The sequence below is a fragment of the Acinetobacter sp. YH16052 genome, assembly GCF_013417155.1.
In the GTDB taxonomy this organism is placed as follows: Bacteria; Pseudomonadota; Gammaproteobacteria; order Pseudomonadales; family Moraxellaceae; genus Acinetobacter.
The window spans coordinates 130,375-143,052 of sequence record NZ_VPEO01000002.1 but is presented as its reverse complement, the minus strand read 5'-3'; the positions used below and the strand labels follow the sequence as shown (position 1 = coordinate 143,052).

At 44.6% G+C, this 12,678-nt stretch carries 9 protein-coding genes; all 9 read left to right on the top strand.

Annotated features, from left to right (window positions below; genetic code table 11):
* The first annotated feature begins 67 nt into the window (after positions 1–67).
* The 9 genes from FTV42_RS02135 (at position 68) to gltB (ending at position 12,675) form a co-directional block, all read left to right on the top strand.
* Complete coding sequence (locus tag FTV42_RS02135) at positions 68–1,126, top strand: pilus assembly protein PilM (RefSeq protein ID WP_180037253.1); 1,059 nt, start codon at positions 68–70, stop codon at positions 1,124–1,126.
* Entirely contained in the window at positions 1,126–1,764 is a 639-nt protein-coding gene (locus FTV42_RS02130; protein WP_180037252.1) for a PilN domain-containing protein, read from the top strand. The genes FTV42_RS02135 and FTV42_RS02130 overlap by 1 nt, the downstream gene beginning before the upstream one ends.
* On the top strand, positions 1,761–2,483 hold the full coding sequence (locus FTV42_RS02125; protein WP_180037251.1) for a type 4a pilus biogenesis protein PilO: 723 nt from the start codon (positions 1,761–1,763) through the stop codon (positions 2,481–2,483). Before FTV42_RS02130 ends, FTV42_RS02125 begins: the two co-directional genes overlap by 4 nt.
* Positions 2,483–3,010: a pilus assembly protein PilP gene (locus tag FTV42_RS02120; protein WP_004732447.1), complete on the top strand. Its 528-nt coding sequence runs from the start codon at positions 2,483–2,485 to the stop codon at positions 3,008–3,010. The genes FTV42_RS02125 and FTV42_RS02120 overlap by 1 nt, the downstream gene beginning before the upstream one ends.
* Positions 3,011–3,027: 17 nt before the next feature.
* Complete coding sequence (gene pilQ / locus FTV42_RS02115) at positions 3,028–5,181, top strand: type IV pilus secretin PilQ family protein (RefSeq protein ID WP_180037250.1); 2,154 nt, start codon at positions 3,028–3,030, stop codon at positions 5,179–5,181.
* Positions 5,182–5,217: 36 nt separating this feature from the next.
* Complete coding sequence (gene aroK / locus FTV42_RS02110) at positions 5,218–5,754, top strand: shikimate kinase AroK (RefSeq protein WP_004644955.1); 537 nt, start codon at positions 5,218–5,220, stop codon at positions 5,752–5,754.
* Between the two features lie 28 nt (positions 5,755–5,782).
* Positions 5,783–6,862: a 3-dehydroquinate synthase gene (gene aroB / locus FTV42_RS02105; protein ID WP_180037249.1), complete on the top strand. Its 1,080-nt coding sequence runs from the start codon at positions 5,783–5,785 to the stop codon at positions 6,860–6,862.
* Positions 6,863–6,872: 10 nt separating this feature from the next.
* The gene (locus FTV42_RS02100) at positions 6,873–7,751 is read left to right on the top strand and encodes a hypothetical protein (protein ID WP_180037248.1); all 879 of its coding nucleotides are present in this window, start codon (positions 6,873–6,875) and stop codon (positions 7,749–7,751) included.
* Positions 7,752–8,199: 448 nt separating this feature from the next.
* Positions 8,200–12,675: a glutamate synthase large subunit gene (gene gltB, locus FTV42_RS02095; RefSeq protein ID WP_180037247.1), complete on the top strand. Its 4,476-nt coding sequence runs from the start codon at positions 8,200–8,202 to the stop codon at positions 12,673–12,675.
* Positions 12,676–12,678: the final 3 nt, after the last annotated feature.

The window sequence follows — 12,678 nt, the reverse complement described above, 5'->3', positions numbered from 1 at the left end:
AATTATAGACTGGACCAATTGGTAAGTTAGATTGAATTGGGGACAAAAAAATAATAGGAAGTGTATTGTGCGCAGGTTATATCGTAAACCAAATAAGGGGTTAATAGGAGTCGATATTAGTTCGACTTCTGTTAAGGTTTTAGAACTTTCTGTAAAAAGTGGCCGTTACTGGGTAGAGAGCTATGCTTTGATCCCATTATCGGAAAACAGTGTTGTTGAAAAAAACATTTTAAACCCAGAAGCAGTCGCTGATGCCCTTGGGCGTGCAATTAATTTGGGTAATACCCAGTCGAATCAGGCCGCTTTTGCGATTCCAACTTCAATGGTCATCACCAAAATCATTGAGATGGATGCAGACATGTCAGATGATGAACGTGAAGTTCAGATTCGTGAAGATGCAGAACAATACATTCCTTTCCCACTCGATGAAGCAAGTCTGGATTTTGAAGTTCTGCCAGACCGTCTTACTAATCCAAACCGGGTCAATGTGCTATTGGTCGCTACCCGAATTGAAAATGTCGAAGCACGTTCTGAAGTTTTGGAAATTTCTGGTCTAACGCCTAAGATTGCAGATGTAGAAAGTTTTGCGCTGGAAAATGCCTTCAAAGTATTTTCGGATACTTTGCCGATGGGGGTCAATACGGTTGGTATCTTAGATATTGGTCATAGTATGACGACCTTGTCGGTGATGCAGAACAACAAGATTATTTATACCCGTGAGCAGGTGTTTGGCGGCAAGCAATTGACTCAGGAAATTCAGAATCGCTATGGATTATCCTTTGAAGAAGCTGGACGTGCTAAAAAAACCCGTGCTTTACCGGATGATTATGATATTGAAGTGCTAGAGCCATTCCTGGATGCCGTGGTACAACAGGCAGCCCGTTCATTGCAATTCTTCTTTTCATCTTCTCAGTTTAATGAGATTGACCATATTTTACTGGCCGGCGGGAATGCCAATATTCCAGGTCTGGCAAAATTATTACAACAAAAACTCGGTTACCGTGTCACGATCGCGAATCCATTTTTGCAAATGGGCTTTTCTCCTCAAATTGATATTAAAAAAATTGAAAATGACGCGTCATCACTCATGGTTGCATGCGGTTTGGCATTAAGGAGTTTTGATTAATGGCAAGAATTAACTTACTTCCTTGGCGTGATGAGCTAAGAATTAAAAGAAATAATGAATTCGTGGCAATCTGCGTGGGGGCGCTTTTCTTGGGATTAGCGGCAGCGGGTTCAACCTGGTTTTATTATGATCACAAGCTTCAAGATCAGGAGCAGGCCAATCAGCTGATTCAAAGTACTAACCAGAATCTGGATGTGCAGTTAAAGGCGCTTGAAGGTTTACAAGAACAGCGTAATGCGATTGTTGAACGGATGAAACTGATTCAGGGTCTACAAACTCAGCGTCCGATTGCGGTGCATTTGATTGATGAAATTGTACGGGTGACCCCAAGCAATATGTATATCACCAAATTCCAGCGTACCGGTGACAAGTTTACTATTGAAGGTCGAGCTGAAAGTCCAAATACGGTCGCAGAACTGCTCCGTAATCTGGAAGCGTCATCTTGGTATCGAAATGCCTTTATGAATGCTTTCCTGGTGGCTGAAGAAGCAAAAGAAAAGGCGCCAAGCTCGATTATTCCACGTGTGGAAGAGTCTTATGGCAGTTTTACTGTGACGGTAGATCTGGACCAGATCGCTCAGCCAGTACTTAACGACGAACAACAAGCAGTCGCTACAACTACGGGGGCATCATCATGAGTAATGAAGAATTCGATGAGTTCAGCCAGGATGTTGTCGCTGTACCCAAAAACAAAATGACTGTTGAAAAGTTTTTTCAGCAATTCAATACATTAGATCCAAATAACTATGGTAGCTGGCCTTTGTCGGTCAAAATTACCTGCTGGATTTTTATTGCTGCATTGGCATTTGCGGTGATTTACTTTGTCATGATCAGAAGCACGATTGAGTCAATTTCACAAGCCAGTGCTCAAGAACAAAACCTGCTGAATGAATTCCGTGAAAAAGAATCCAAATTACGTAACTTACAACAATATCAAATCCAGCTTCAGGAAATGGAAGCCCGTTTTAACCAGCAATTAGAACAGTTACCGAAAGAAACTGAAATTCCAGGTCTGGTTGAAGATATTAACTTGAGCGGTGTGAATTCAGGCCTGAAGTTTAAAAATATTCGTCTAGAGCCTGAAATTAAACAAGAGTTCTTTATTGAGCAGCCAATTGCGATTGAAGCCACTGGGGATTATCACGCTTTTGGTTCTTTTGTCAGCAGTATTGCCGGCTTGTCGCGTATTGTCACACTGCATGACTTTACTATTACCGGTACTGAAAATAAAGAGAAAAAATCTGAAATTCCAGTCATTGATTATGTGGTGAAAGCCAAAACTTATCGTTATGTCGGTAATGCGGAAGGCACTGCAGCGCAGCCTGAAGCTAATAGCACTACTCAGGGGGCGCAGTAATGAAGAACATTAAAATTACTTCAGCTTTAACACTTGGGTTTTTATTGTTGGGATGCGATTCACGCATTGATGCAGTCAATCAGGAAATGGCTAATATTCGTAATCAGCCACCTTTGCCAATTGAACCTGCGCCTGATTTTATGCCAGTTGAAACCTTCAACTATGCAGCACATCAGATCAAAAGTCCTTTTTTACCAAGCTCTCTGGCTGCCGAACTGAAAATTATGGCGGGGAAACGGGTTTATCCAAACCTATCACGTCAACTGCAACCGCTAGAAAGTTATCCGCTCGAAACATTGACCATGAAAGGCAGTATGCGCAATCAGGCAGGACAAATTCTGGCTTTAATCCAGACGCCTGATGGTGAGGTTGAGCGGATTCAACGTGGTAGCTATATGGGACTTAATCATGGTCGTGTGGTTGGAATTACACCAACACAAATCGATTTGATTGAGATTATTCCAGATGGCCGTGAGGGATATGTGGAACGTCCGCGAAGTTTGGTTCTTATCGGGCCGGCGCCATAAGTTTTAAAGGAATAACAATGAATAAGAGTATTAAAGAATTTATTTTTGGGGATGTTAATACAATGAATCGTGTGTTTCGTCAGTTTTCCATGGGTGCTGTTGCGATTGCGGTGATGCAAGCGGCTAGTGCACAGGTTTCAATGACCAATGTAGTACCCATGCAGCTTCCTGGACAAGGAACTGAGATTCGGGTGATGTTCAATGGTTTGCCACCACAACCACAGGCCTACCAATTAGAATCACCGTCACGTTTGATTCTGGACTTTGACAAGGCACAACAGAATTTAAAACAAAGCAGTATTCCGGTGGCAACACGTGAAGCCAGTTCAGTGGATGTCACTTCGGATGCTCAGCGGGCACGTCTGACGGTAAACTTGACCGAGGCAGGAGCCTTTACGACTCGCGTGGAAGGTAATACCTTTATTCTTAAAATTAACTCGGCAACTCCTGTAGCCATAGCTCAACCTGTACAGCAACAGTCAGCTCAGGGTATCAGTAATATTGGTTTCCAGCGCGGTGCGCAAGGTGAAGGCCAGGTCGTTATTGATCTGCTAGGAAATAATACTCCTGTTGATGTACAGCAGCAGGGTACCAAGGTTATTGTGCGCACTTTAGGTTCCAAGATTCCGGCTCATTTGACCCGTCGTCTAAATGTAAATGATTTTGCTACACCAGTTTCCAGTGTCGATGCCGTGAATCAAAATGGTTCTGGCGTGATTACGATTCAGTCTGCGGAAAGTTATGAATATATGGCTTACCAAACAGATAATAAGCTGACCATCAGTTTGAAACGTCCGGAAGTCAAGAGCCCATTACGTCCTAAAACTGTCGCTTATACTGGCAAGAAAATTTCTTTAGATTTTCAGGACATCGAAGTCCGTCGTGTACTCCAGCTTTTAGCTGATTTCACTGATATCAATATGGTGGCAGCAGATAGTGTGCAAGGCAATATTACTTTGCGCTTAAAGGAAGTGCCTTGGGATCAGGCCTTGGATATTGTGCTGAAAACCAAAAATCTGGATAAACGTCGTAATGGTAATGTGATCTGGATTGCACCGGTTACAGAACTGATTAAGGCTGAAGAAGAAGAAGCTAAGGCTATTAAGCAGAGTGTTGCACTTGCCCCGATCCAAACTGAATATATGCAGTTGAGTTATGCCAAAGCCGCTGATATTGAGAAACTAATTACGCAGAATAAAGGGGCATCTGGCTCAGGCGGTTCGAGTAGCACGAATAATAATGATGGTGGAGAAAGTTTATTGAGTTCCCGTGGTTCTGTTTCTGTTGATGCACGAACCAATACCGTTATTGTGAATGATACTCAGCTCTTTATCGATAAAATCCGTAATATGGTGGATCTGCTCGATGTGCAGGTCAAGCAGGTGATGGTCGAAGCACGTATTGTGCGAGCTACCACTGACTTCACCAAAGAGATGGGGGTAAAATGGGGGCTTCTGTCTCAAGGTGTAACTGATAATAATCATCTATTGGTCGGTGGTAGTGATACTACATTATGGGATTTAAAAACACCTGATGATGATGGTAAGTATACGATTCAACGGCCGGATAATCTTAATGTGGACTTGGGTGTTACCAGCCAAGGAGCAAGCCGTATTGCCTTTGGTTTGATCAGCCTCTCTGATTTTATGCTGGATCTGGAGCTTTCTGCACTTCAGGCAGACGGTTATGGTGAAGTGATTTCTACCCCTAAAGTACTGACTGCGGATAAGCAAAAAGCGACTGTGGCTTCGGGCTCACAAATTCCGTATCAATCTGCTGAAGGCGGGGGTACTAATGCCGTGTCGACTACAGCATTTATTGATGCGACTTTAAGTCTGGATGTCACGCCAAGCATTACCCCAGATGGTAAAGTACAGATGGAACTCAATATTACCAGTGACTCACCAGGGAACCCGACACCGACCGGACAGCTCACTATTAACAAAAACCAGATCAATACCAATGTCCTGGTTGATAATGGTGAAACAGTGGTTCTAGGTGGTATTTTTGAGCAAGAAACCCGTAATGCGCAAACCAAGGTGCCATTTCTGGGTGATATTCCTTACGTAGGTCGTTTATTCCGTAAAGATTTAAAGGCGGATAACAAACGTGAGTTGCTGATTTTCGTTACACCTCGAATTGTTAATGACAGTGTTTCAAGAAATCATTAATATATTTTGAATTTAACAAAACGAATAGGTGACTCCTTGCCAAGCAAAGAGTTTGAAACCCTACCAAATATTTATTTGGTAGGGCCGATGGGGGCCGGTAAAACAACAGTAGGACGACATCTCGCAGAATTGTTAGGACGCGAATTTCTAGACAGTGATCATGAAATTGAACGTAAAACAGGTGCGACTATTCCCTGGATTTTCGAAAAAGAAGGGGAGCAGGGTTTCCGTGACCGTGAAACTGCTGTGATTAATGACCTTACCTCACGTCCCCATCTGGTTTTAGCCACCGGTGGTGGTGCAATTACTCAGGTTTTAAACCGGGACTATCTGAAACAGCGCGGAATCGTTGTTTATCTCTATACGCCGGTTGAAATTCAACTGCAACGTACCTATCGCGATAAAAACCGTCCACTCCTTCAAGTCGAAAATCCGGAACAAAAGTTACGTGATTTATTGGCAGTCCGTGATCCCTTGTATCGAGAAGTGGCACATCATATTATTGAGACCAATCAGGGTGCTGCGCGTGATCTGGCGCAACGGATTCTCAATCTTATTACTTCTAAAAACTAAGTTCATTGAATAAAGTGGTTAATCAAGCATGCAAACCTTATATGTAGAACTCGGAGAACGTCGTTACCCTATTTTTATCGGGAGCGATCTGGATCCACAGGCCTTATTGGCTCCCTATATTCAGGGTAAGCAAATGATGATTGTAAGCAATACCACAGTTGCTCCACTTTATTTGCAGCGTTATCAAACTGCGATTGAAGCTCTAGACAAACGTGTTGCGACCTGTATTTTGCCTGATGGTGAAAAATATAAGGATAGCCAGCATCTGAACCTGATTTTTGATGCATTGCTTGAAGCCGGTTTTAACCGGGATTGCACCGTGCTTGCGTTGGGTGGGGGTGTAATTGGAGATATGGCTGGCTTTGCCTCAGCCTGTTTCCAGCGCGGTGTGTACTTTATCCAAGTGCCGACAACCTTGCTGTCGCAGGTCGATTCTAGTGTGGGTGGAAAAACCGGGATTAATCACCCACTGGGTAAAAACATGATTGGTGCTTTCCAGCAACCTCAAGTGGTACTGGCGGATATGTCGCAGCTTGTTACTTTGCCGGACCGCGAACTTTCAGCAGGTTTGGCTGAAGTGATTAAATATGCGCTGCTAGGCGATGAGTCATTTCTGGTCTGGCTTGAAGATAATATGGATGCTCTGGCCGCTCGAGATGAACAGTTGCTTGCTGAAGCCGTTTACCGTTCCTGTGCGCATAAGGCGCGGATTGTAGCCAATGATGAGAAGGAGCAGGGGGAACGTGCTTTACTCAATTTAGGTCATACTTTTGGGCATGCGATTGAATCCTACCTGGGGTATGGTGTCTGGCTACATGGCGAGGCTGTTGCCACCGGTATGGTGATAGCTGCGGATCTGTCACAGCGTATGGGCTGGATTTCTCAAGAAGATTTAGAACGTACAAAAAAAATCATTTCTCGTGCCAAACTTCCTGTGGTTTGTCCTAAAATCCCTCTGGATGATTTTCTGGCCTATATGGCCCATGACAAAAAAGTCTTAAATGGACAATTGCGTCTGGTGTTATTAAAGCAATTAGGCGAAGCAGTGATTACCCGAGACTTTGATCTCGAGTTAATGAAACAGGCAATTTTAGCCAGTCAGGCATAGGTTTAGTTTTATGGCAGCATTACATACTCCTTGGCAAAAGATTCAGCATTATTTCTGGCTGGTCTGTGGTGTATGCTGCCTATTTGCTGCCTTAGTTTTTTGGGCGGTGACTGATTCAGATGATGTCGTCGAAATTGAAAAAAAACCTGAAACTGAAGTTCAGTTGCAGATTCAACCAGAAAAAGTCGCCACAATGACCCATCTTGGTGCACTTTTTCAGGAAGTGAAACCACTGGACCTAAATACGCGTACCGTCGTGAATGCCAGTCATGAGCCGGAATTCCGTGGTACCAAATTTGTCAATGAAGCGAAAAACCAGCACGCCATTGAATTATTTCGTGTGACCAATGAAGCCATTTTAAAAAGTTTTCTTAAAAAACAGTCCGATCGTAAACCTTTTATTTATTTAAGAATCTCGGGTGAAAATCAGCCAGAACAATATGTATTGTTATATGGTCAATATAAGACGGCGGCGCAAGCCAATCAGGCTTTATCTACACTGAAGTTAAATTTACCGCCCTCAGTCAAGCCTGAAGTTGTAGCAATGCAGCAATATGTCAGTCTGGTCAATAATCTGGGTTCAGAAGAATTGGCCAGTAATCAAAAGCTTTACGAAATTCGTTTGAAAAATGTGCCTTTGCCGAAAGTAGATGAATCGGTACGACTTAGACAGCAGCAAACTCAAACTGAGTCCAAGCCGCGTAGCTCTGATGCGGCGACTACCAGTACCACCATTGTGCGCCGTGATTCATCGGGAAATGTGGTCGATGTACAGAAATCTGAAAGTGCTGTAGAAGGTACACCTCAACCGCAAAATAACAATAATCGACCTGCTCAGGGCAGTAATCCGCGTCCTCAAAATAACGAGATTAGTGATCCATTTAATTAGTTCGGTCTAAAATAGCGCATCCAAAAAATTACAGAATTAAAAATGAGCGCTTTTGGTGCAAAAAATGCACATTAAAATTAACCCTTAGAGTGCTGTTCTGCGCTAAATCTTTGTCATCTGTATTGTTTTAATTTATGCGCTGTTTGTTGGCATGGAATTTGCTTTATTGGTGCATGAATTGAATTAATCTCCCTGTTTTAGCGCGAAAAATGATTCGATGACACCGTATGAATGTCATATTTATTCCAGATTTTTATGTTATTCATGAGCAGAATAAACTTTATTTGTTATGCATTTAGTCTAAAAAAGGACTAGTCTGAAGAAATAAAGAAAAATGCTTTTGCTCTCCAAGACGGTCTTCGAAAGTCCATTAGACGCCAGCGCAGAGAAAAATTTAGATTGTTTAATAGCCTGTTGAGGCTTAGTGAAAGAAGGGTACGCTATGCACATGCCATCGCCTAATAATGTAGCTCCCGCTCAAGGTTTATACCAACCGGATGAGTTTAAAGATAACTGTGGTTTCGGTTTAATTGCCCATATGCAGGGTGATGCTAGCCATGATCTCGTCAAGACCGCGATTCATAGTTTGAGTTGTATGACCCATCGTGGTGGTATTGCCGCGGATGGCAAGACGGGAGATGGTTGTGGTCTGCTCTTGGCAATGCCGAAAAAATTCTTCCGTGAAGAAGCAAAACGCTTAAGTGATACCACCTTAAGTGAAGTCTTTGCTGTAGGTTCAGTATTCCTAAATCTTGATCCTGCGCTTGCTGCTCATGCCAAACAGGTTTTAAACAAAGAGATCGAAGCTGAAGGTTTAATCGTTTTGGCGTGGCGTGTGATTCCGACCAATGTCGATGCCCTGGGTGAAATTGCCTTGCAATCGATGCCGGCATTTGAACAGATTATTGTTAACTGTCCAATGGGTGTGACTGAGGTTGAATTTAACCGTAAGTTATTCCTGGCACGCCGTCGTGCAGAACAACTGTTGGTGAATGATACGTCTTTCTATGTCACTACTTTGTGCTCAACGGTGATCAGCTATAAAGGCTTGATGATGCCGGAAGCGATCGCAGATTTTTATACAGATCTGGCTGATCCACGTTTGGAATCGCATATTGTGGTCTTCCATCAGCGCTTCTCGACCAATACCTTACCGCGCTGGCCGTTGGCACAACCGTTCCGTTACCTGGCGCACAATGGTGAAATCAACACTATTACCGCGAACCGTAACTGGGCCATGGCGCGTGTACCAAAATTTGAAAATCCTTTATTACCAGGTTTAACTGAACTGAATCCAATTGTGAACCGTACCGGTTCAGATTCTTCAAGCCTGGATAACATGCTGGAGATTCTGGTTGGCGGTGGTATGGATCTGTTTCGTGCACTCCGTATGCTGGTTCCGCCTGCCTGGCAGAACGTGGAAACACTTGATGCTGATCTTCGTGCATTCTATGAATTCAACTCAAAACACATGGAAGCCTGGGATGGTCCTGCAGGTCTGGTGATTCAGGATGGGCGTCATGCGATTTGTATGCTGGATCGTAATGGTCTGCGTCCTGCGCGCTGGGTGATTACCAAAAATGGTTATATCACGTTGGCATCTGAAATTGGTGTCTGGGGCTATCAACCTGAAGATGTGATTTCTAAAGGCCGTGTGGGTCCCGGCCAAATGCTGGTCATTGACACGCAAACCGGCAAGGTGCTGGATACACAAGATGTCAATAATCATCTGAAACGTATGCGTCCATACCGTGAATGGTTACGTGAAAATTCTGTGCGTTTGCAAGGTAGCCCAGAGCTGGAAGAATATTTATGTGATCAAGGCTTAAAAGGCGATGGCCTGAAAGCGGCACAAAAAATGTTCATGGTGACCTTTGAAGAGCGTGACCAGTTGTTGCGTCCGATTGCTGAAAGCGGTCAGGAAGCGGTTGGCTCAATGGGTGATGATACGCCAATGGCGGTATTGTCACGTCAGGTGCGCCATGTGTCGGATTATTTCCGCCAGCAGTTTGCACAGGTGACCAACCCGCCAATCGATCCGTTACGTGAATCGATTGTGATGTCACTGGAAACCTGTTTAGGTCGTGAACAAAACGTCTTTGAACAAGGGCCTGAGCATGCAGACCGCTTGATCATTTCCAGTCCTGTACTGTCTAATTCGAAAATGCATCAGATCCGTACGCTGGGCCGTGCCGGTTATGAAATTGCAGATATCGACCTGAACTATGCTGAAACCGAAGGTCTACAAGCAGCGATTGCACGGATCTGTGAAGAATCTGCGCAAGCCATTCGTGATGGCAAAACTTTGCTGGTGCTTTCCGATAAGAAAATCCGTGAAGGTTACTTGCCTGCCAATGCCTTCATGATCACCGGTGCGGTGCATCATCACTTGATCAATACAGGACTGCGTACTGACGCTAACCTGATTATTGAAACCGGTTTTGCTCGTGATCCACACCAATTTTCGGTACTCCTTGGCTTTGGTGCAACTGCGATCTACCCATACCTAGCTTATGACGTGATCAATGATCTGGTCGCGAAAGGCGAATTATTGGGTGATCCGATTTATGCACAAAACAATTTCCGTAAAGGGATTGAAAAAGGCTTATTGAAAGTTCTTTCGAAAATGGGTATTTCTACGGTTGCCTCTTACCGTGGTGGTCAGCTGTTTGAAGCAGTAGGCTTATCCAATGAAGTGGTGGGTAAATGCTTCATCGGTGTGCCAAGCCGTATTCAGGGTGCCACTTTTGTCGACCTTGAAAATGATCAGAAACAGTTGGCGGATATTGCCTGGAAAAACCGTAAACCAATCGATCAGGGCGGCTTGCTGAAATTTGTATTCGGCAAGGAATACCATGCCTTTAACCCGGACGTGATCAACTCGCTACATAAAGCAGTACGTTCTGGGAACTACGCAGATTTTAAAGAATATGCGGAACTGGTGAACAAGCGTCCAATTGCGACGATTCGTGACCTGTTCAAACTGAAAACAGACAACTCGATTCCAGTCGAACAAGTGGAATCTGTGGAAGAGATCCTGCCTCGCTTTGACTCTGCGGGTATGTCTTTGGGTGCACTGTCACCTGAAGCACATGAAGCGATTGCGATTGCCATGAATACGATTGGCGGTCGTTCAAACTCGGGTGAGGGCGGTGAAGATCCAGCGCGTTACGGCACCATCCGTAACTCGAAAATCAAACAAATTGCATCGGGCCGTTTTGGTGTAACGCCTGCTTATTTAACATCAGCAGAAGTTCTCCAGATTAAAGTCGCGCAAGGTGCAAAACCAGGTGAAGGTGGTCAGTTGCCGGGTGGTAAAGTGAATGGTCTGATTGCCCGTTTACGTTACTCTGTGCCGGGCGTTACCCTGATTTCGCCACCTCCGCATCATGACATCTATTCAATTGAAGATTTATCACAGTTGATCTTTGATTTAAAACAGGTTAACCCACAGGCGATGGTGTCAGTTAAGCTGGTTTCTGAACCGGGTGTCGGTACGATTGCGGCAGGTGTAGCGAAAGCGTATGCCGATTTCATTACCATTTCTGGTTATGATGGCGGGACAGCGGCTTCTCCACTTTCTTCAATTCATCATGCAGGTTCACCGTGGGAACTGGGTCTTTCTGAAGCGCATCAGGCCCTTCGTGTCAATGACCTGCGTGGTAAAGTTCGCGTACAAACAGATGGCGGTTTAAAAACCGGTCTGGATGTTGTCAAAGCAGCAATTCTGGGTGCAGAAAGCTTCGGCTTTGGTTCGACTCCAATGATTGCCTTGGGTTGTAAATACCTGCGTATCTGCCACTTGAATAACTGTGCAACCGGTGTAGCAACCCAGCAAGATCATTTACGTCAAGAGCATTATATTGGCGAGCCACAAATGCTGATCAACTTCTTCACCTTTATTGCTGAAGAAACCCGTGAATGGCTGGCAGCACTCGGTGTATCAAGTCTGAAAGACCTGATTGGCCGTACGGATCTGCTGGAAGTCTTGCCGGGTGAAACTGCAAAGCATGCACATCTTGATTTAAGTAAATTACTGGAATCACATCCTGCTGCAGAAGGTAAAGCACAGTACTGCGAAGTACAGGGCAATGCACCATTTGATAAAGGGATTCTGGCTGAAAAAATGGTGGATGAGATTCTACCTGCCATCGAAGCAGGAACTGGCGGTGAATATAGCTTCACGATCGGTAACTGTGACCGTTCGATTGGTGCCCGTCTGTCTGGTGAAATTGCAAAACGCTATGGCAACCTGAGCATGGAAGCCCATCCGGTGAAAGTTCACCTGAATGGTACTGCAGGCCAGTCACTAGGTGTCTGGAATGCCGGTGGTCTGCATATCAGCCTAGAAGGCGATGCCAATGATTATGTCGGTAAAGGCATGGCTGGCGGTCGCATCTCGATCTTCCCGCCAAAAGGTTCACCATTCCAGACCCAAAATACCGCGATTATTGGGAACACCTGTTTATACGGTGCGACTGGCGGTAAGTTATATGCCGCGGGTACAGCGGGCGAGCGTTTTGCGGTGCGTAACTCGGGTGCATTTGCCGTGATTGAAGGTGCAGGTGATCACTGCTGTGAATATATGACCGGCGGTATTGTGACAGTGCTGGGTAAAGTCGGACATAACTTCGGTGCGGGTATGACTGGTGGTTTTGCTTATGTACTTGATCTGGATAATGACTTCGTTGATCATTATAACCACGAGCTGATTGAGCTGAACCGTATTTCCACCGAAGCGATGGAAGAGCATAAAGCCTTCCTGGGTCGTATTCTGGATGAACATATTAAAGAAACGGGTAGTGCTTGGGCGTACAAGATCCGCCATGAGTTTGACTTCTACAGCCGCAAGTTCTGGTTGGTAAAACCAAAAGCAGCCAACTTGCAAACGCTGTTAAAAACAACTCAAGCTGATCCACAATAATTC